19 protein-coding genes are annotated in these 19,012 nt (G+C 69.3%); 9 read left to right on the forward strand and 10 right to left on the reverse strand.

The window, feature by feature from the left end; all coding sequences use genetic code 11:
* Nucleotides 1-27 precede the first annotated feature (27 nt).
* Nucleotides 28-1,131: an aminoglycoside phosphotransferase family protein gene (locus ACFYRU_RS02880; protein WP_387652332.1), complete on the forward strand. Its 1,104-nt coding sequence runs from the start codon at nt 28-30 to the stop codon at nt 1,129-1,131.
* 22 nt (nt 1,132-1,153) lie between these two features.
* On the opposite strand, the gene ACFYRU_RS02885 is transcribed toward ACFYRU_RS02880, so the two are convergent.
* The 6 genes from ACFYRU_RS02885 to ACFYRU_RS02910 are packed head-to-tail and all read right to left on the reverse strand — an operon-like array spanning nt 1,154 to nt 6,665.
* Nucleotides 1,154-2,185 (reverse strand): hypothetical protein, encoded by a 1,032-nt coding sequence (locus ACFYRU_RS02885; RefSeq protein ID WP_387652334.1) that lies wholly within the window; start codon nt 2,183-2,185, stop codon nt 1,154-1,156.
* Nucleotides 2,186-2,241: 56 nt separating this feature from the next.
* Entirely contained in the window at nt 2,242-3,291 is a 1,050-nt protein-coding gene (locus tag ACFYRU_RS02890; protein ID WP_387652336.1) for a hypothetical protein, read from the reverse strand.
* 37 nt (nt 3,292-3,328) lie between these two features.
* Nucleotides 3,329-4,132, reverse strand: coding sequence for an ABC transporter permease (locus tag ACFYRU_RS02895; RefSeq protein ID WP_387652338.1), 804 nt, complete (start codon nt 4,130-4,132; stop codon nt 3,329-3,331).
* The gene (locus ACFYRU_RS02900) at nt 4,129-4,917 is read right to left on the reverse strand and encodes an ABC transporter permease (protein ID WP_387652339.1); all 789 of its coding nucleotides are present in this window, start codon (nt 4,915-4,917) and stop codon (nt 4,129-4,131) included. Before ACFYRU_RS02900 ends, ACFYRU_RS02895 begins: the two co-directional genes overlap by 4 nt.
* Nucleotide 4,918: 1 nt before the next feature.
* Nucleotides 4,919-5,857, reverse strand: coding sequence for an ABC transporter ATP-binding protein (locus tag ACFYRU_RS02905; protein WP_387652340.1), 939 nt, complete (start codon nt 5,855-5,857; stop codon nt 4,919-4,921).
* A gap of 10 nt (nt 5,858-5,867) precedes the next feature.
* A complete protein-coding gene (locus tag ACFYRU_RS02910; RefSeq protein WP_387652341.1) occupies nt 5,868-6,665 on the reverse strand; it encodes a MerR family transcriptional regulator in 798 nt (265 codons plus the stop codon).
* 58 nt (nt 6,666-6,723) lie between these two features.
* On the opposite strand from ACFYRU_RS02910, the gene ACFYRU_RS02915 reads away from it, so the two are divergent.
* Nucleotides 6,724-8,292: an amidohydrolase family protein gene (locus ACFYRU_RS02915; RefSeq protein ID WP_387652342.1), complete on the forward strand. Its 1,569-nt coding sequence runs from the start codon at nt 6,724-6,726 to the stop codon at nt 8,290-8,292.
* Between the two features lie 14 nt (nt 8,293-8,306).
* Here the strand turns inward: ACFYRU_RS02915 and ACFYRU_RS02920 are convergent, their stop codons facing one another.
* Nucleotides 8,307-9,044, reverse strand: a complete 738-nt coding sequence (locus tag ACFYRU_RS02920; RefSeq protein WP_387652344.1) for an SDR family oxidoreductase — start codon at nt 9,042-9,044, stop codon at nt 8,307-8,309.
* Between the two features lie 145 nt (nt 9,045-9,189).
* On the opposite strand from ACFYRU_RS02920, the gene ACFYRU_RS02925 reads away from it, so the two are divergent.
* The 6 genes from ACFYRU_RS02925 to ACFYRU_RS02950 all read left to right on the forward strand — a co-directional run bounded on the left by ACFYRU_RS02925 (nt 9,190) and on the right by ACFYRU_RS02950 (nt 14,326).
* The gene (locus ACFYRU_RS02925; protein ID WP_387652346.1) at nt 9,190-9,804 is read left to right on the forward strand and encodes a MarR family winged helix-turn-helix transcriptional regulator; all 615 of its coding nucleotides are present in this window, start codon (nt 9,190-9,192) and stop codon (nt 9,802-9,804) included.
* On the forward strand, nt 9,801-11,411 hold the full coding sequence (locus tag ACFYRU_RS02930; protein WP_387652347.1) for an MDR family MFS transporter: 1,611 nt from the start codon (nt 9,801-9,803) through the stop codon (nt 11,409-11,411). Before ACFYRU_RS02925 ends, ACFYRU_RS02930 begins: the two co-directional genes overlap by 4 nt.
* 170 nt (nt 11,412-11,581) lie before the next feature.
* Nucleotides 11,582-12,175 (forward strand): hypothetical protein, encoded by a 594-nt coding sequence (locus ACFYRU_RS02935; RefSeq protein WP_387652348.1) that lies wholly within the window; start codon nt 11,582-11,584, stop codon nt 12,173-12,175.
* Nucleotides 12,172-12,483, forward strand: coding sequence for a hypothetical protein (locus ACFYRU_RS02940; protein ID WP_387652350.1), 312 nt, complete (start codon nt 12,172-12,174; stop codon nt 12,481-12,483). The genes ACFYRU_RS02935 and ACFYRU_RS02940 overlap by 4 nt, the downstream gene beginning before the upstream one ends.
* 155 nt (nt 12,484-12,638) lie before the next feature.
* Nucleotides 12,639-13,217, forward strand: a complete 579-nt coding sequence (locus tag ACFYRU_RS02945) for a hypothetical protein (RefSeq protein ID WP_387652352.1) — start codon at nt 12,639-12,641, stop codon at nt 13,215-13,217.
* A gap of 8 nt (nt 13,218-13,225) precedes the next feature.
* Nucleotides 13,226-14,326, forward strand: coding sequence for a hypothetical protein (locus ACFYRU_RS02950; protein ID WP_387652354.1), 1,101 nt, complete (start codon nt 13,226-13,228; stop codon nt 14,324-14,326).
* 54 nt (nt 14,327-14,380) lie between these two features.
* Here the strand turns inward: ACFYRU_RS02950 and ACFYRU_RS02955 are convergent, their stop codons facing one another.
* The 3 genes from ACFYRU_RS02955 to ACFYRU_RS02965 form a co-directional block, all read right to left on the reverse strand.
* Nucleotides 14,381-15,589 (reverse strand): AI-2E family transporter, encoded by a 1,209-nt coding sequence (locus ACFYRU_RS02955; protein WP_387652356.1) that lies wholly within the window; start codon nt 15,587-15,589, stop codon nt 14,381-14,383.
* A gap of 22 nt (nt 15,590-15,611) precedes the next feature.
* Nucleotides 15,612-16,979, reverse strand: a complete 1,368-nt coding sequence (locus tag ACFYRU_RS02960) for a glutamate mutase L (RefSeq protein WP_387652358.1) — start codon at nt 16,977-16,979, stop codon at nt 15,612-15,614.
* A gap of 118 nt (nt 16,980-17,097) precedes the next feature.
* The gene (locus ACFYRU_RS02965; protein WP_387652360.1) at nt 17,098-18,252 is read right to left on the reverse strand and encodes a cystathionine gamma-synthase; all 1,155 of its coding nucleotides are present in this window, start codon (nt 18,250-18,252) and stop codon (nt 17,098-17,100) included.
* A 177-nt stretch (nt 18,253-18,429) separates the two neighbouring features.
* Here ACFYRU_RS02965 and ACFYRU_RS02970 point away from each other — a divergent pair, with 177 nt between their 5' ends.
* A complete protein-coding gene (locus ACFYRU_RS02970) occupies nt 18,430-19,011 on the forward strand; it encodes a hypothetical protein (protein WP_387652361.1) in 582 nt (193 codons plus the stop codon).
* The last annotated feature ends 1 nt before the right edge of the window (nt 19,012 follow it).

Here is a 19,012-nt window from a genome sequence, read left to right on the forward strand (position 1 = left end):
TTGCGCCCGGAACATACGCTTCAGGGCATGGAAGTTCGGGCTCAGGTCGCGGAGCAGATATTCACTCTCGAGATGCCCGAGGGCTTCTGGTTTCCTGACGTCGAGCCGGTGCTGCGGGCGTTGCGTGAACAGTTCGGGGTCGAGGCCGTCGTACGTACGTGCGTGTCGGAGGATCCCGTTACGTACCTGACCGAGCCGCGGGAGTGGTTCGACGACGAGCTGCGGTGGATCGGGCAGCACGTGCAGGCGACCGGGCCGTTCGTGCAGGTGAAGTCGTGGGGTCTGTCCAACGTTCTGCGGATCCCGACCGCCGGCGGTGACGTGTATTTCAAGGCGCTTCCGCAACCGTCGGCCGATCCGGACGCGCTGCCGTTCCTGTTCGCGCCCGAGCCGCGGTTCCTGCGGCTCGCGTCCGCGGATCGCCCCGGTCAGGTGCCGGCCCCGATCGCGATCGACGAAGAGCGGGCGTGGATGCTGCTGGCGGATCTCGGTACGCCGCTCGAGGCGTCCGGCGACGTCGGACTGTGGATCGATGCCGTACGCAACCATGCGCGGCTGCAGCGGAGCTACGTCAGCGAACCCGAACGGTTGCTGTCGTACAGCTGCTCCGACCGGCGGCTCGCCGTCCTCGATGCCGAGTTGGATCGACTGCTCGAGCCGAACAGGCTGACCCGCCGGCTCGACCCGATGCAGCTGGCGAAACTGCCCGACCGGGCGAAGCAGTTGCGCGAGGCAATCAACGAGCTGGCGGCCATCGGCGTACCGGAAACGTTGCTGCACGGCGATCTGCACCCGCGGAACCTGGCCGTACGGGACGGCAACGTCCTCGCCTTCGACTGGACCGACGTGGCGCTGGCACATCCGTTCCTGGACCTGGTGACGTTCGTCGAGAAGCAGTCACCGCTGTCCGCGGACTCGCGGGTCCGGGACGCGTACCTGGCCGAGTGGGAGGAGTACGCGACCCCGGCCGACCTGCGCCGCGCGCTGATCCTCGCCGAAGAGGTCGGCACGCTCTACCAGGCCATCACCTACCTGCACCTCGTCGACCACCTCACCGGCCCGAGCCAGAACTCGATGCTCCGCGGCGGATCTTTCTGGATGGACCGGCTGTCAACGGTGCAGGACGGCTAGCCGGCAGTTCGTGGCCAGGTCGTCAGACGCCTTCCTGGATCGAGTCGATCTCGGCGTTCTTGACCATGGCCGCGAGGCGCGCGAACGTGCGGATCCGGACCGTGCGGTCGAGTTCGGCCGGCATGACCGGGAAGAGCGTCTCCGGCCACAGCAGGTGCCGGCGGAAGCAGTACGCCGCGAGCGCGTCCGACGCGCCGCGCTCCCCCAGGTACCCGAGGCTCTGGCGCATCGAGCGCCGCCCGGGCACCCGCTCGACGGCCTGGTTCGCCAGGAAGATCCCGAAGCCGTGGAAGACCGCGAACAGGTCGGTCATGGCCTCGGCGTCCGGCCGGCCCCGCTCCATCAGGTGGTATCCCCAAAGCACCTCGTGCCCGAGTTCGTGCGCGGTCGCGGCGACCACCGCGGCCGGGTCGGCGCGGGTCATTGCCGCCAGCAACACCGCCGTACCCTCCTGGCCGCCGCCGCGCAGGTCGAGCCAGGCCGCGCGCGAACCGCTGCCGGCCGGCTTCGACCAGATCGTCTCGGCCTGCTGGACCAGTGCGGTACGCCGGGCCGGGTCGGTCTCGTGCCGGATCGCCGTACTGCGCTTCACCTCGGCGGCGAGCTCGCGGTCGCTGAGCACCGCGATCTCCGGCCCGTACCCGGCCGCTGCCAGCGCGCGCACCTCGGCCGGCGTCATCGTTGCCTGGAGCCCCGAAATCGCGAGCAGCTCGCGGTGTTCGGCGTGCAGGCGGTGCACGGCGGCGCTGCGGGCGGCGGCGCGGACGTCCTCCATCCGGAAGCTGAACCGGATCCGGTCGTCCGGGATCTCCATCCAGGCGCAGACCTTCAGGCACAGCTCGCGCGCGGCCCGCTCGGAACCGTCGTACCCGGCCGGCACGAAGGCGCTGGGCAGCACCGGGCGGCGGCGCATCGGCTCGACGCCGAACCGGCCGACCAGCCAGTCCAGCGAGTCCTCGATCCACTGCTCCGGCCCACCGGGCAGCAGGACCTTCGGCCCGTAGAGCAGTTCGCGATCACGTTGCCGACGGCGCCACGCACCGATCAGATTCATACCCGAACTGACGCGGTCGCCCGAGCACCCGTTCCATCGGAAATGTTGCGGCTGCATCACCAACCCAACACGGTCGGCGGACCTCCGAGTAGTTCCTCCAGACGAGCCGCGAAACGTACGCGCGGCTCCGGGTCGAGAGCCAGGTGCCAGGGCGGGAGGAGTGGGCCGTCGCGGAGCAGTTGATGCTGCCGGAAGCGGTACAACGCGAGCGCCTCGGCGACGGCGTGTTCGCCGAGGTAGCCGGAGGTGTGGACCCATTCGTCGTCGAGGGTGGTCTCGTCGACGGCGGCGTTGACCAGGACGACGCCGAACCCGTGGAACAGCGCACACAGGTCCGTCAACGGCTCTTCGAGCGGGCCGACCGCCCACGCCGGTGCGGGCCGGGACAGCAGCTCGTGGCTCAGCTCGTGCGACAGCGTGGCGAGCAGCTTCAACGGATCGGCGGCGACGTCCGATCGCAGCAGCACCGCGCAATGTCCCGGAATCGGTTCGACACCAGGGGATTCCACGCCCAGGTCGATCCACCGCCCGAGCGCCGGCCCGGCCTGTACGGAGCTGTTGGCCGCACTGGGTCGCCCGGGATCGGATGCGGCGAGCAGGCAACGGACGACCTCGGCGCCGAACTCGTCCGCACCGAGCCGCCGGACCAGGAACGGCACCAGGTTGTCCTCGTCGTCCGCCAGCTCCGCCTCGATGATCCGGTCGACCTGCTCGAACGACGCCGTACCCAGCCTGGCCGAGTGGGTCCGGACCGCCGCGCGGTCGCCGGGCGCCGCGCCCTGGGACAGCGGGTGTCCCGGGTCGAGATAACCGTCGAGCATCGCCGACCCGAGCAGCTCGGCGGCTTCGGTCACCTTCTCCAACCGGAAGCTGAAGTGCACCCGCTCGACCGGGAGGTTCAGGTGCTCACAGACCTTCGCGCCGACCTCGCGCGCGGCCGCGTCCGTGCCGTCGTACGTCGCCGGCACGAAGTCGTCCGGTACGACGACCGGCCGCCGGAGTACCTCCGTACCGAAGTGGTCGGCCAGCAGCCGGAACGAGTCCTCGACCCACCGCCGTGGCCCACCGGGCAGCGGGACCTTGGGTCCTCGCACCAGATCCGTCATGCAGGTTCGGACGGTCGTGACCGGCAGGCGGTTCCGGCTACTTCAGCAGGAGCTTGCCGAGGCGGCGGGACGCGACGTACATGCCGAAGGTGCCCATCGCGGCGAGGTAGATCGCGTGGACGAGCAGGAACCAGCTCACGTTGCCGGTGCTGAAGGCGCGCTCGAGGACGACGCCCTGGTACAGCGGGGTGACCTCGACCAGCCAGCGGATCACGCCCGGGTAGGTCTCGACCGGGTAGAAGGTGGCCGAGAACAGGAACATCGGCATGATCGCCAGCTGGACGAACTCGAAGTCCTGCCAGCTGCGCATGAACGTGGTCAGTGCCATCCCGGCGCCCGCGAACGCGAACCCGATCAGCACCGCGGCCGGCAGCGCGAGCAGCGCCCACCATGACGAGATCAGCCCCATGATCAGCATCACCACGATGAACATCGCCGAGTAGATGGCGCCCCGCAGCAACGCCCAGGTGACCTCGCCGGTCGCCACGTCCCACGGCCGCAGCGGCGTCGCGAGGATCGAGTCGTACAACTTGGCGTACTTCATCCGGAAGAAGATGTTGTACGTCGAGTCGAAGATCGCACCGTTCATCGCGGAGCTGGCCAGCATCGCCGGCGCGACGAACGCGGCGTACGCGATCCGCGTCCCGTCGGACAGGGTGAAGTCGCCGACCAGGTGCGCGACGCCGACGCCGATCGAGAGCAGGTAGAACACCGGCTCGAAGAAGCCGGAGACGAACACCACCCACGAGCGGCGGTACAGCATGAAGTTCCGCTCGACGAGGTGCCGCCCGCCACTGAGCCGAAGCGGAACGGGTACGACTCTTGCTGCGATCGTGCTCATCCGATCAACCTCTTCGTGAAGCCGCGGACGGCCAGCCAGGTGCCGGCGACGAACCACGCCAGCAGGTAGCAGATGTTGAGCAGCGCCAGCCACGGTCTGACCGTGCCGAGGCTCAGGCTGCGGGCCAGGTCGACCGCATGCCAGAGCGGGCTCACGTACGCGAGCCACTCGATCCAGTCCGGGAGCTGCGACACCGGGAAGAATGCGCCGGAGAACAGGAACGCCGGTACGACACCGAAGCGGAACACCATCGCGAAGCCGGAGTCGTTGTCCAACGTCGTGGCGTACGCCGCGATCGGAGCGGCGGTGGCCATCCCGACGAGCAGCGCGACCAGCAGACCGAGCGCCCCGAGCGGCGACTTCAGCCCACCGAACAGCGTGATGATCACCAGGAACACCGCGCACGACGTGAACACCCGGAACGCGATGAACGCCAGCTGCCCGTACACCACGTCCGCCGGCCGCAGCGGCGTCGCGATCATCGAGTGGTAGAACTTCTGCCACTTCAGCCCGCTCAGCACCGGGTACGTCGCCTCGCCGACCGCGATCTGCAAGGCCGTACTCGCGAGCAGCCCGGGCGCGATGAACTGCAGGTAGCTGACGCCGCCGAGCGCACCGGTCCCGTTGCTGTCCACGAACGAGCCGAGCCCGATCCCCATCGCGGCCAGGTAGAGCATCGGCAGCAGGAAGCTGCTGATCATCGTGCCCTTCCAGGTCCGCTTGTAGACGGTCAGCCAGTAGTCGAACATCCGGCGACCGTTCTCCACAGCCACGGCAACGGCCATGTCAGTCCACCAACGTCCGGCCGGTCAGCCGGAGGAAGACGTCCTCGAGCGTGGAACGGCGGACCAGGACCGCGGCCGGCTCCAGACCGCGCTCGTGCACCTGGGCGACCGCGCGCTCACCGTCGTCGGTGTAGAGCAGCAACCGGTCGGGCAGTACCTCGATCCGCTGGGCCAGGTCCTCGACCTTGCCGGCCAGCGCGTCGTGGTCCGCGAGCATCACGTCCGGCCCGAACCGCAGCTCGGTCACCTCCCGGGTCGAGTAGTCCCGGATCAGGTCGGCCGGCGAACCTTCGGCCGCGATCAGCCCGCCGTCCATCACCACGAGCCGGTCGCACAGCTGCTCGGCCTCGTCCATGTAGTGGGTGGTGATGATCAGCGTGACGCCGGCCTGTTTGAGCCGGAAGAGCTTGTCCCAGAGCAGGTGCCGCGCCTGCGGGTCGAGGCCGGTGGTCGGCTCGTCGAGCAGCAGCAGGTCCGGCTTGCTGACCAGCGACCGCGCGATCGTCAGCCGGCGCTTCATCCCGCCGGACAGCTCGTCGACCTTGACCTTCGCCTTGTCGGTGAGCGCGACGAACTCGAGCAGCTCGTCCGCGCGCAGCCGGCACTCCGCGCGGCTGAGGCCGAAGTACCGCCCGTAGATGGTCAGGTTCTCCCGGACGGACAGCTCGGTGTCGAGGGTGTCGTCCTGCGGGCAGACGCCGAGCCGGCTGCGGATCGCCGGGCCGTCGGTGGCCGGGTCCATGCCGAGGATCCGGAGCGTGCCGCCGCTGGTCGGGGACACCGCACCGATCATCCGCATCGTCGACGACTTGCCCGCGCCGTTCGGCCCGAGGAACCCGAACGCCTCGCCCCGCCACACGTCCAGGTCTATTCCGCGGACCGCTTCGAAGTCGCCGTACGACTTCCGCAGGCCGCGGACATGCACCAGAGAATCGCTCACCCCTCCGACACTAGACGGGCGGTCGGACAGTTTCCTCTGCGTTTCGCCGGTACCCGAGCCGTTCCACCGCGTACGCCCGTACGCCGGCCGCCAACCATTCCGGCAGCTCCGCGTCCACCGTCGCGATCATCGCCCGCTGATCCGCGTTCTCCACGAGCAGGTCCGCCAACCCGTAGTAGGTCGTCGGCGTGGCCGGCCAAACCTCCAGCACGCCGAGGTAATGCTGCTCGATCAACTCCAGCCCTTCACTCGAGTCCGGGCTGACACCCCGATCTCTGGCGGAGGCCATTCGCAACAACAAGCGGCGCCCCTCGTCCCCCAGCCGTTCGTAGTCCTCCCGCGTCCACCCGTCGGCCTCCCGCACCGCCGTCTCGAACCCCTCCGCCGCGGACTCCCCGTACCGCTCGGCGAGATCCTCCCGAAGCCGCGCCCGCGCATCGTTCAGCCCCGCGAAGAACTCCTCGTCCGCAACGCCCTGGTCCCCCGACAACCCCGCGATCGTCCGTTCGACCGCGCCGAGCACGTCGTCGAGCCGCTTGCGTTCGGCCAGCAGTTGCTCCCGGTGCCCGCGCAGCGCGGCCACCTCGTCCACCTGCTCGTCCAGGATCCGCGCGATCGACGGCAGCGGTACGCCGAGTTCGCGGAGCAGCAGGATCCGCTGCAGCCGGAGCAGCTCCGGACGTCCGTAGTACCGATAGCCGTTCGCGGCCGTCCGGCCGGGCGGGAGCAGGCCGATCGCGTCGTAGTGCCGCAGCGTCCGTACCGAGACACCGGCGAGCCGCGCCACCTCGCTGACCGTGCGTTCCACGACACCTCCGGAAATCGGGTTGGAGTATGACGTTACGTCACCCCTTAGCGTCCCCGGCATGGCATTCACGATCCTGCACACCCGGCTGGTCGACCGCGGTACGACGCTGCCCGCGGACTGTCTGCGGGTCGCGGACGGTCGCATCGTGGCGATCGGCGGCCCGGACATCGCGCGGCCGGACGACGTACTCGTCGACGGCACCCGTACGACACTGCTCCCGGGGCTGATCGACTCGCACGTCCACCTGGCGCCGGGCAGTACGCGACTCGCCGCGACGTACGGCGTGACCACGCAGCTCGACATGTTCAGCATGCCCGAGGTGATCGCCGCGGAGACGCCGCGGTCGGCGTTCTTCACCTCGAGCATCGGGGCGACCGTTCCCGGCGGGCATCCGTCGATCGCGTTCCCACCCTTTCCTTACGTGGCGGACGCGAAGCAGTTCGTCGCGGACCGGATCGCCGAAGGCGCTGACCATCTGAAGCTCATCTACGACGACGGTGCGCATGCGGGGATGCGCATGCCGACGCTGGACTTGCAGACGGTCCAGGCGCTGACCTCCGAGGCACACGCTCACGGGCTGACGGTGGTCGCGCACGTGTCGACTGCGGCGGCCGCGGTCGACGTGGTGGAGTGCGGGGTCGACGTACTCGCGCATGCACCGTCGGACCTCATGTCTCCCGCGGACATCGAGGCTGTGGCTGGTGTGGCTGTCATCGCGACGCTGGGGATCGTCGACGGGTTCAACGGGCCGTCCGGGCGGCTGCCGTTACTGGACGAGCCTGTGCTGATGGCACGGATGCCTGCGCGCTGGCGGCGCGTGCTGGACGGGCAGTCGCGTCGCTGGATGCCACCACAGCCGCCTGACGGTGCCGGGGCTCGGGCGAACACGCTGGCGTTGCTGCGGGCCGGCGTACGAGTGCTTGCGGGGACGGACGCGCCCAACCCGGGCCTGGTGTTCGGGGCGTCGTTGCACAGGGAGCTGGTGCATCTCGTGCGTGCTGGGCTCAGTCCGGCGGAGGCACTCGTTGCTGCTACTAGTGCCCCTGCAGAGGTGTTCAAGCTGACAGACCGTGGGCGGCTGACGGTGGGGGCTCGTGCTGACCTTCTACTGGTCGACGGGGACCCGCTGGTGGATATCACTGCTACACAACGGGTTCTCAAGGTGTGGGTCGGCGGGGAGGCTCCGGTTGAGTACGCAGGCACTGCGACCGAGCTGGAGACGATTCGCTTCCTCGGTGAAACCACGGGCCGGATCGTGAGCACCTTGAAGAAGCTGTGGCTGGGCCTGCCGTCGCCGGAGGACGTGGTGCGGGAGGACGGCGAGCTGTTGGGGCGGGTAGTGCCCGTGGCCGGTGGATGGTTGCCTACGACGGTCTTCGGTGCAGCGCTCGGTCCTGTGAGCGACCGGGACGCCGCTGTCGACGTACTGGAGAAGGAGGGGCTGGCGAGCTTGACCGAGATCTGGTGGGCGCGGACAGACGGGCCTGACTGGGAGGAAGCAGTACTGATGGAAGCGCGGCCGGACCGCGTCCGGCTGCGCTGGAAGGACCCGCTGCGGGAACAGCCCGCGTCGGGTCGGTGGTACGACCTGATCGACGTCGACCTGTCCCGTCGCTGGTCCGCGTGATGTGGGGCCGTACGTCAGCCGCGGCCTACGTACGGCATACCCGCCGCCATCACGGTGAGCGTCGGTACGGCGACCGAGGTCGGCAGCTCGGCGATCCGGACCACGAAGTCCGCGACGATCTTCGGGTCGAACGTCGGCTCGACCGCGATCGACCCGTCCGGCTGGAGCACGCCCTGCTCCATCCGGGCGGTCATCGCGGTCGCGGCGTTCCCGATGTCGATCTGGCACGCGGTGATCCCGTGCGCGCGTCCCTCCAGCTCGAGCCCCTTCGTCAGCCCGCTGATCGCGTGCTTGCTCGCCGTGTACGCGATCCCCTGCGGCCGTGGCACGTGCGCCGAGATCGACCCGTTGTTGATGATCCGCCCACCCTTCGGCTGCTGCCGCAACATCACCTCGTACGCCGCCTGCGCACAGAGGAACGCCCCCGTCAGATTCGTGTCCACCACCCGCCGCCAGTCCGCCTCCGCCACGTCCTCCACCCCAGCCGCCGGCGCCCCCGTCCCCGCGTTGTTCACCAACACATCAACCCGCCCCAACCCCCCGAAAAACCCCCGCACCGCCGCCCCGTCGACAACATCCAACACAGCCCACCGAACCTGTTCTCCGCCGAGAGCTGCGGTTTCTTTCAGCTTGTCTTCGGTGCGTCCCGTCACCCACACCTGGAAACCCGCTCGAGCGAGCGCCAGCGCCATCTCGCGTCCGAGACCCGACCCACCTCCGGTCACCACCGCAACCCGCGTCACAAAACCCACCCTTCCGCCGTCGAAAGCATGAGACAGATTCTCCTCCAGCGCGGAGAGTGACCAACCGACGACCGAGAGCAAATGAGTGGCGACTCACTTGAAAACCTCCGAAACTCATTTGCGTGTATCACGCAAGCATGTATATGCTTGCAGCATGCAAGTAAACGACGCGTACACGCCACAGACCCCGATCGAGGGTGTGATGCACGCGTTCACCCGGATCGGGCGCCGGCTCAAGGCCAAGCAGCCCGGCGACACGATCGACCACAGCGCGCACGTCGTGCTGTTCGCCCTCCGGTGCAACGGCGCACTGCGGCTGTCCGATCTGGCCGCCCGGCTGGAGCTCGACGCCTCGACCACCAGCCGGCACGTCCGGTCCCTGGAGCAGCTCGGCCTGGTCCGGCGCTCCCCCGACCCCGACGACGGCCGCGCCTTCCGGGTCGAACTCACCGAGCAGGGCATCGAGCAATGGGAGACCAGCGCCCGGCGCCGGATCGAACTGCTGAGCGCCGCGATGGAGGGCTGGTCCGAGGAGGACGTGCAGACCTTCGAACGGCTGATGACCCGCTTCGCGGACGGCGTCACCGCCCTCATCGACGCACCCGCCAGCGCCGCCTGGGCCGACAAGGGCTGGGCCGCGGTCGCACCGCGACTGCAGCAGCCCGCCCCGGCAGAGCGCAGTACCGACACAGACTCCACTGCCGACAGAGACCTCAGTGACCCTGCCGGCAGCGCGAACCACGACAACAACCTGGAGAGCACCAGATGAGCACCACAGAGCCCGCCACCACCGGCGGCGCTGCACCGACCGACGGTGGTCCCACCTATTTGTCCCACAAGCAGATCCTGGTCATCCTCGGCGGCCTGATGGCCGGGATGTTCCTGGCAGCTCTGGACCAGAGCATCGTGGGTACGGCACTGCCGCGGATCGTCAGCGAGTTCAACAGCCTGGACAAGTTGTCCTGGGTGGTCACGGCGTACCTGCTGACCTCGACCGCCTCCACCCCGCTGTGGGGCAAGATCTCCGACCTGTACGGCCGCCGCCCGCTGTTCATCGCGGCGATCGTCACCTTCCTCGGCGGTTCGGTGCTGTCCGCGCTGTCGCAGAACATCGAGCAGCTGATCGGCTTCCGCGCCGTCCAGGGTCTGGGCGCCGGCGGTCTGATGTCGCTGGCCTTCGCCACCATCGGCGACGTGATCCCGCCGCGTGAGCGCGGCAAGTACATGGGGTACTTCGGTGCCGTCTTCGGTCTGTCCTCGGTCGCGGGCCCGCTGCTCGGCGGCCTGCTCACCGACGGTCCGGGCTGGCGCTGGATCTTCTGGATCAACGTCCCGATCGGCCTCGTTGCCCTGGGCATCGTCGCCGCCGTACTGAAGCTCCCGCACGTGAAGCGCTCGCACAAGATCGACTACCTGGGCGCGTCCACGATCGCCGCCGCGGTCACCTCGCTGCTGCTGGCCATCTCCTGGAGCGGCCCGACCAACGGCTGGGGCACCGGCACCACGATCGCCCTGCTGGCCGGCGCCGTCGCCCTCGCGGTCGCCTTCGTGATCATCGAGCTGCGGGTGGCCGAGCCGATCATCCCGATGGACCTGTTCAAGGGCCGGATCTTCTCCGGGTACGCCGGCTTCGCGTTCCTGCTCGGCTTCGCGATGTTCGGTGCGCTGATCTTCCTGCCGCTGTACCTGCAGGCGGTCAAGGACCTGTCGCCGACCCGTTCCGGCCTGGCGTTGCTGCCGATGATCGTCGGTATCTTCTCCGCGTCGATCCCGAGCGGTCAGCTGATGAGCAAGACCGGCCGGTACAAGATCTACCCGGTCATCTCCGCCGTCATGGTCGCTGCCGCGATGGTGCTGCTGTCCACGCTGAGCCTGACGACGCCGTACTGGCAGCTGGCGATCTACATGTTCGTGATGGGCGCCGGCCTGGGCCTGTCGATGCAGATCACCGTCACCGCCGCACAGAACAGCGTGCCCCGGCAGCACATGGGCAGCGCGACGTCGACGATGACGTTCTTCCGCTCGATGGGTGGTGCGATCGGTACGGCCGTCTACGGCGCCGTACTGACCAGCCGGCTGAAGACCCACCTCGGCGACATCATCCCGAACGCGACGCACGAGATGGTCGACGGGCTGGCCAAGGCGGCGAACAGCGTCCAGGCACTGCACGCACTGAAGGAGCCGCTGAAGGGCTTCGCCCTGCACGGCCTGGTCGACGCCATGGACGACGTGTTCCTGGTCTCGCTGCCGTTCCTGGCGATCGCGCTGATCCTGGCGATCATCACCCCGGAGCAGCGGCTGGCCGGCCGCAACGACGGCCCGAAGCCCGAGGGCGAGGAGTCGCTCGAGGCCTCGGCCGCGGCGGCGATGCACTGATCCGGCACCGCTTGACCGAACCGATACCAAACCTCGGTTGACCTACCCGACAGCCGCCCTGGAAAGCTTTCCAGGGCGGCTGTTCGTCTGCTGTACACGATTCGGACAGTCGTCTGACCCTGCTTGGGACTTAGTTTCGTCACGTACCGAACGACAGGACTGCCGCACGGATGAAGACACTTGACCGGCCGCTGGACGACGACGACCGCGCGATGGCCGACATCGCCGAGGTGCGCGACTGGCGCCGCCTGGGCGGGCCCCAGGCGGGCCAGACCGGAGCCGTGCCCGTACGCCGGCTGATCAAGCGGGTGAAGTCGGGGACCAACTGGAAGCCGTGGCCGATCAACCGGCGCACGGTGATCGACGACCAGCTGGACGGCTGGGGCTTCCTGACCCGGCGGAACACCGAGATGGCGGTGTACGACGACCAGGTGCTGCCGCACAGCCCGTTCAGCGGCTGGGTGGCGTTCGCGATCGAGGCCTGGGACGTGGATGCCGCGGCCGCCGGGCTCGACGAGCACTGGCCGGAAAAATTCAACCTCGCCTGCCGGCACTGGGGACAGCCTTCGTACGTCGGAGTAGCCAGCAAGGCCGGGTTCGACGACGATTGGGCACCCGGTGCGGGCATCGGGCGCCGGCACCTGGCGGTCTGGACGCCGCCGGGCGCGGAGATCCACCTGTACAGCAACAAGCCGACGCTGAAACCGTTGACCGTGTCGGTCGGTATCCACTATGTGGTGTACCTCAACGAGGAGGGCACGTGACGACACCAGCACCCGAGGTCCAGGACCGTCGCAGAACCCGCGAGGCAGGACGGGACTTCTACGCGACCCAAGGCCAGCCGCCACCGACGCTTTCCCCGCCCGTGGTTCAGGGCATCTCGGCCGGCGGGCCGGCGGCCACGCGTGCCGTCGACGCCGACCTGAGCAAAATGTTCGGCGCCGGTCTGAACCCGACGCTGCGGCCGGGTCAGGCGCGGACGGCGGACACCGGCGACCGGCGCCCCGGCACCGGCGGGTCCGGTCCGGCGGCCGGCAAGGACACCCGCAACAACGGCGGACTCAGTCAGTAGACCACTTCGTTCCCGGCCCGGCCGTTCCGGTCCGGGCCGGGAGCGTGCTCGGCCGGACACCGGTTGTCCGGGGCAACAGCACGACCATGACCCAGCCGGGTTCTAGGGTTTCCGATCACAGGCAGCAAGCCCAGCACGAAGGGGATGCACCCCGCATGAAAATCAAGGACAAGCCGCTCGACGCGGACGCCCGCGCGATGGCCGACCTCGCCGAGGTCGAGGACTGGAGCAAGGTCGCCGGTCCGGACACCGGCGAGACCGGGTACGAGCTCGTCAAGGACCTGGTCCGGCGCGTCACCGCCGAGACCGGCTGGAAGCCGTGGCAGGACGAGCCCGGTACGAACTACGACAACGTCCAGTCGTGGGGCTTCGAGACTTCGCGGGGTACCACGATGATCGTGTTCCCCGGCCTGGTGTTCGCCGACGTGCCGGACAGCGGCTGGTCCGCATACGACCTGCAGCCGGAGGACATCCCGGCCGCGGAGGCGGGCCTGGACGAGCACTGGCCGGCGGCGTTCGCGCTCGGCGTGAAGATCTGGGGACCACCGATCTGGGCCAGCGACCGGCGCAACCCGAACTTCGAGGACGAGTTCTGGCCCGGTGCCGGCTTCGACCGCCGGCACATGTCGATCTGGCCGCGGCCGGGCGCCAACATCTTCCTCTACAGCGACCGGCCGACGGTGGATCCGTTGTCCCCGGCCGTCGGGATCAACTACACCGTCTATCTCGACTAGGAGACACCGTGACCAACACGCCAACCGAGGGCCCGGCGACCACGGGCACCCGGGCGCTCACCCCGGACGAGACGCTGATCGCGACCCGCGTCAACGAGCTCGTCGAGCAGCGGATGGCCGCCCAGCGGCGGACCGAGGAGCTCCGGCGGCGTTCGCTCCCCGCCCGCGCGCGCCGGATCGCCCCGTTGGCCGCCGTCGCCGCGCTCGCCACGCCACCGGGCCAGCAGGCGCTCGCCGCGGGCCAGAACGCCGCCGTGGCCGCCGGAGAAGCTGTCGGACATGCAGCGGTGGTTGCCGGAGAGGCCGTCGGCAACGCCGCCGTGGACGGCGCAGAAGCTGTCGGACACGCAGCCGTGGTTGCCGGAGAAGCCGTCGGCAACGCCGCCGTGGACGGCGCAGAAGCTGTCGGACACGCAGCCGTCGTCGCCGGAGAAGCTGTCGGACATGCAGCCGAGGCTGTCGGGCGGGAAGCGGCCCACATCGGCGGGGAGATCGGTGAGGGCGTCGCCCACACCGCCACGAGCGTCGCGTCGACCGTGTCCGGATGGGCGGTCGAGACCTGGCACTCTGCCAGCGACGCCGTGACGACGGCGGCGCACGCTGTCGGCGGGTGGGCTGCGCAGTACGGCGACCAGATCGCCGCGCACCCCGGTAACGCCGCGGTGACCGCCGGGCTCGGTGCGGCCGCGGTGGTTGCGGCGACCCCGGCGCTCCGGCAGGGCATCGGCAAGGCGATCCAGGCCACCAGCCGCTGGGCCAGCGAGGCGAAGGACGCGGTTAAGCAACAGGCCCGGGCGCTGGCCGTCGGTGCGGCCATGATCTACCAGAACATGCGCGGGATCGAGGCCCGGACCGGATCCCCCAAGGCGACCCACGCGGTGGTGAGCGAGGTCAACAACATCACCGGCGGCGAGCCGCAGTTGCCGAGCGTCGCGGAGGTGCGGGAGGCGCTGGCGACTCCGGGCAGCGACCCGGCGATCGCCGCCGTGGGCAGCAAGCAGCCGGAAGTCGCGGCACAGAACGGCCAGACCTCCGGCTCGGGCGAGGCACAGCGCACCGGCGCCGTCGTCGACCCGAACACCAAGAACCGTCCGGCCCAGGGACTGTAGCCCCACTGCAACGATCGAAACGGCCTCCTGATGATCAGGAGGCCGTTTCGTGTTTCAGTCGGACGCGGACGGTTGCGGGCGGCGCCGCGGTCGCGGCGGTCTCGGCGGATCGGGTGCCGGGTCGTTGCCGGCCAGGTGGTTGACGATGGCGTTGAGCACGGCCGCGGTCGGCACGGCGACCAGCGCGCCCACGATGCCCGCGATGACCACGCCGGTGGCGATCGCGAGGATGACCGCGAGCGGGTGCACGCTGACCGCCCGGCCGAGCAGGAACGGCTGCAGGACGTGAGCTTCCAGCTGCTGTACGCCGATCACGATCGCGAGCATCACCACCGCGATGATGGGGCCCTTGGCAACCAGTGCGACGAGGACCGCGACGATGCCGCTGATCAGCGCCCCGACCACCGGGATGAACGCGCCGACGAACACCAGGATGCCGATCGCGCTCACCAGTGGCAGCCCGAGGATCGCCGCACCGAGGGAGATCCCGATCGCGTCGACCGCGGCGACGATGACCGTGGCGCGGACGAACGCGGTCAGCGACACCCACGCCCGGCGGCCGGACGAGTCGGCCTTGTCGCGGGCGCGGCGCGGGAACAGCCGTACCAGCCACGACCAGATCTGCTCGCCCTGGTAGAGGAAGAAGAACAGGCAGAACAGTGAGATGAACAGCCCGGCCACCACGTGAGTCGCCGTCGTACCGACCGCCGCGGCCTGCTGGCCGAGCGCACCGCCGGACGTGAGCTGTTTCTGGATCTGTTTGAACAGGTTGGTGATGTCCGCGTCGGTCAGGCCGAAGTTGATCCGTGCCAGGTCGCGCAGCTTCTGCACACCTTCGCCGACCTGCTTGGACAGGTCCTCGAACTGCCCCGCGATCTGCGTCCCGACCAGTGTCAGCAGGCCTGCGACCACGACGATCGTCGCGATCACGGTGACGCCCGCCGCGGGACCGCGTGGTAGGCGGAGCCTCTGCAGGCCGTTCGTGACCGGTACGAGCAGAGCGGTGAGCAGTACGCCGACGGTGACCGGTACGACAACCTCGGACAGGTAGCGCATCGCGTACCCGATCACCCCGACGGCCGCCACGATCACCAGGAACCGCCACGCCCACGCGGCAGCGATCTCCATCGCCGGTGTCACCCCGTGGTCGACCTTCACCGGCCCTGGCGCTGCCACGGACTCGCTGGCCTCGTCCAGGACCTCGCTGTCCGCGACCGGGCTCTCCTCGGCCTCGCTGTCTTCGTCCCGCCCCACATCGCTCATTCGGCCTCCCTGGGTCATGAGCCTAGTGCCCGGGAAGGCTCGATCCATGAATATGGGCAGCCAGGCCCTCGGCGGCCTTGGGGGCGTCCTCGGCGAGTAGGCCGACGGCTGCGAGTACGTAGTCCGCGTCGACGCACACCTCCGCGCGCTGCGGTACCAGCCAGCCTTCCTCCTGCGCGTTCGTCCCGATCGCGCCGAGGATCCGGGCTGCCACCTCGGGCGGGTTGTGCCGCAGTACGCCCCCGGACCCGACCAGCAGATCGACCTCGCGCAGATCCTTGCCGGAGCGCTCGATCACCCGTCCGCCAGGCCCGAACACGATCCGCTGCCGTCCCGCGTGCCGCCGGAGCGCGACGGTCGCCGCCACGCTCGCGAGCGTCTCGTCGTACTGCCGCTCCTGCTCGTTGTCGGGCAGGTACGACGGATCCGCGTGCCGGCGCTCCGCGGCCGCCTTCAGTTCGCGGTCGTCGACCAGTCCGGCCTCGACGCCCGCGGCCACCACCGGGACGGCGCTCCAGCGCATCCCGAGATCGCCTTCGACGGTACGGGTGACGGGGTGCGTCGCGACCACCTCGCGGCCGAGGTTCGCGTCCTCCGGGTCGAGCTCGATCACCGAATGCACGTCGGTGGTCGCGCCGCCGATGTCCACCACGGCGACGTCCCCGTGCAGGCCGGCCAGCACCTCGACACCACGCAGTACGACGTCCGGCGTTGCGGCTCGTACCATCCGGGCGAACGCCGGGTCCCGGGACAGGTTCTTCCCACCGATCACGTGCCGCAGGAACATCTCCCGGATCGCCGCCCGCGCGCTGTCCGGCGCGAACACCCCGATCTCCGGTACGACGTTGTCTGCTCGTACGTACGGTACGGCGGCCGCCGTCAGCGTCGCCGCGATCTCGTCCTGCGCGTCGACGTTGCCCGCGACAACGACCGGTTTCCGCCAGTTGTACTTCGCCAGGGTTTCGGCGGCCTTCAGGAGTACTGCGGAGTTGCCGCCGTCCGTACCGCCGAGCAGCAGGACCACGTCCGGCCGGTCCTTGCGGAGCTCCTTCTGCGATGTCGCAGTCAGCCCACCGCTGACGACCGCCACCACGCGACCACCGCTCGACAACGCGACCCGCTTGCCCGCCTCCGCGGTGACAAGCTCTTCGTTGCCCACGACACCAATCCGGAGCCCTCCACCAGCACTGGAACAAGCCAGCACCTCGGCCCCCCGAACCCCCCGATCAACCCCTTCGAGCACCACCCGACAGGCATGCCACCCATCCATCACATCGGTATCAATCGTCGTCCGATGCTCAGCCCGCCCCACCAACTCCCCCGAAGCAACATCCACCACTACCGCCTTGGTAAACGTCGACCCGAAGTCCACCGCAACCACCAGCGTCATCACCGCTCACCCCCACCCGCTAGTCGACGTACGCCCGCCGTTCCCGGCGCCCATGCACTCCTCCACACGTCCGCCCGCCGACTCACGGAGCGGGTCGGCGGGCGGGTAGTAGGTCGTGTCAGCCCAGGGCGCGTTCGAGGTCCTCCAGCAGGTCGTCGGCGGTTTCGATGCCTACGCTCAGGCGGATCAGGTCGGCGGGGACCTCGAGTGGGGTGCCGGCGACCGAGGCGTGGGTCATCTTGCCGGGGTGCTCGATCAGCGACTCGACGCCGCCGAGGGACTCGCCCAGCGTGAAGACCTCGGCCTTGTTGCAGATGTCCAGCGCCTGCGCCTCACCACCGGCGACGCGGAAGCTCACGATCCCGCCGTACCGCTTCATCTGCTTCGCGGCGGTCTCGTGGCCCGGGTGCCCGTCGAGGCCCGGGTACAGCACCTGGCTGACCGACTTGTGCCGCTGCAGGAACTCGACGACCTTCTCGGCGTTGTCGCTGTGCCGGTCCATCCGGACGCCGAGCGTCTTGATGCCGCGCAGCACCAGCCACGAGTCGAACGGCCCGGCGACCGCGCCGATCGCGTTCTGGTGGAAGGCGATCTTGTCCGCGAGCTCGGCGTCCCGCACGACCAGCGCGCCGCCGACCACGTCGGAGTGGCCACCCATGTACTTCGTCGTCGAGTGCACGACTACATCCGCGCCGAGCTCGAGCGGCTGCTGCAGGTACGCCGAGGCGAACGTGTTGTCGACCACGAGCAGCGCGCCGGCATCGTGCGCGATCTGCGCGACGATCGCGATGTCGGCCACGTTCAGCAGCGGGTTGGTCGGCGTCTCCAGCCAGACCACCTTGGTCTTGCCCGGCTGGATCGCGGCCCGGATCGCCTCCGGGTGGGTGACCGCGGCCGGGGTCATCTCGACGCCCCAGTTGCTCAGTACCCGGGAGAACAGCCGGAACGTGCCGCCGTACGCGTCGTCGGGGAACACGACGTGGTCGCCGGGCGCGCACACCGAGCGGATCAGCGTGTCCTCGGCCGCCAGGCCGCTGGCGAACGCGAAGCCGCGGTTGCCGGCCTCGATCGCGGCCAGACACTCCTCCAGCGCCGTCCGGGTCGGGTTCGCCGACCGGGAGTACTCGTAGCCGTTGCGCAGCCCGCCGACGCCGTCCTGCTTGTAGGTGCTGGTCGCGTAGATCGGCGGGACCACCGCCCCGGTCGTCGGGTCGGGCTCGTTCCCGGCGTGGATGGCAAGTGTCTCGAAACCGTACCGGTGTTCCTTGTTCACCGGACCAGCGTACGGCCTGGTCTGCTGAAGCCCCGCACCCGTCCACCGCCTGGTGACGCAGTGGAACCGAGTTGTCCACAGCTGCGTCGGTTCAGGTGGCGAATGACCCACGTCAGCACCTAAATTTGCGCACAGAAGTTTCCGCCAGTCACCGGGCAGGAAGGACGGCAAGGCCGGATGAAGACGCAGGACAGGCCGCTGGACCAGGACGACCTGGCAATGGCGGACCTCGCCGAGATTCCGGACTGGACCGTGCTCGCGGGTCCGGACGGCGACGACTCCGGTCCGGAGGTCGTCCGCGCGCTGGTGTACCGGGTGATGGGCCAGACGAGCTGGCAGCCCTGGCCGTTGCAGCCCGGCGAGATCATCGACGCCGAGATGGTTTCGTGGGGCTTCACCACCCGGCGGGGTACGACCATGATCGTCTTCGACGGGCTCGCCTTCCCGGACTGCCCGGACAGCGGCTGGTCGGCGTACGACATCGGCCCGGACGACATCTCCGCCGCCGAGGCGGGGCTGGACGCGCACTGGCCGGCGCATCTCGCGCTCGCGACCCGGCACTGGGGCGAGCCCGACTACGTCGGTGACGACAGCCTGCCCGACTTCGTCGACGGATGGGAGGTCGGCGCCGGCGCCGGGCGACGTCATCTCGCGGTCTGGTTGCGCGACGGCGCCGAGTTCCACCTGTACAGCACCAAGCCCAGCAAGGACCCGCTGACGACGGCTGTCGGGGTCAACTACGCGGTCTACATCGACTAGG

It is taken from the genome of Kribbella sp. NPDC004536 (assembly GCF_042873835.1).
In the GTDB taxonomy this organism is placed as follows: domain Bacteria; phylum Actinomycetota; class Actinomycetes; order Propionibacteriales; family Kribbellaceae; genus Kribbella.

What these genes read in the sequence shown, in the direction of transcription:
- ACFYRU_RS02880 (WP_387652332.1), top strand. Translation starts at nt 28, where the DNA reads ATGGAAGTTCGGGCTCAGGTCGCGGAGCAGATATTCACTCTCGAGATG.
- ACFYRU_RS02915 (WP_387652342.1), top strand. Translation starts at nt 6,724, where the DNA reads ATGGCATTCACGATCCTGCACACCCGGCTGGTCGACCGCGGTACGACG.
- ACFYRU_RS02885 (WP_387652334.1), bottom strand. Translation starts at nt 2,185, where the DNA reads ATGAATCTGATCGGTGCGTGGCGCCGTCGGCAACGTGATCGCGAACTG.
- ACFYRU_RS02960 (WP_387652358.1), bottom strand. Translation starts at nt 16,979, where the DNA reads ATGACGCTGGTGGTTGCGGTGGACTTCGGGTCGACGTTTACCAAGGCG.
- ACFYRU_RS02930 (WP_387652347.1), top strand. Translation starts at nt 9,801, where the DNA reads ATGAGCACCACAGAGCCCGCCACCACCGGCGGCGCTGCACCGACCGAC.
- ACFYRU_RS02955 (WP_387652356.1), bottom strand. Translation starts at nt 15,589, where the DNA reads ATGAGCGATGTGGGGCGGGACGAAGACAGCGAGGCCGAGGAGAGCCCG.
- ACFYRU_RS02935 (WP_387652348.1), top strand. Translation starts at nt 11,582, where the DNA reads ATGAAGACACTTGACCGGCCGCTGGACGACGACGACCGCGCGATGGCC.
- ACFYRU_RS02890 (WP_387652336.1), bottom strand. Translation starts at nt 3,291, where the DNA reads ATGACGGATCTGGTGCGAGGACCCAAGGTCCCGCTGCCCGGTGGGCCA.
- ACFYRU_RS02900 (WP_387652339.1), bottom strand. Translation starts at nt 4,917, where the DNA reads ATGGCCGTTGCCGTGGCTGTGGAGAACGGTCGCCGGATGTTCGACTAC.
- ACFYRU_RS02895 (WP_387652338.1), bottom strand. Translation starts at nt 4,132, where the DNA reads ATGAGCACGATCGCAGCAAGAGTCGTACCCGTTCCGCTTCGGCTCAGT.
- ACFYRU_RS02925 (WP_387652346.1), top strand. Translation starts at nt 9,190, where the DNA reads ATGCAAGTAAACGACGCGTACACGCCACAGACCCCGATCGAGGGTGTG.
- ACFYRU_RS02945 (WP_387652352.1), top strand. Translation starts at nt 12,639, where the DNA reads ATGAAAATCAAGGACAAGCCGCTCGACGCGGACGCCCGCGCGATGGCC.
- ACFYRU_RS02970 (WP_387652361.1), top strand. Translation starts at nt 18,430, where the DNA reads ATGAAGACGCAGGACAGGCCGCTGGACCAGGACGACCTGGCAATGGCG.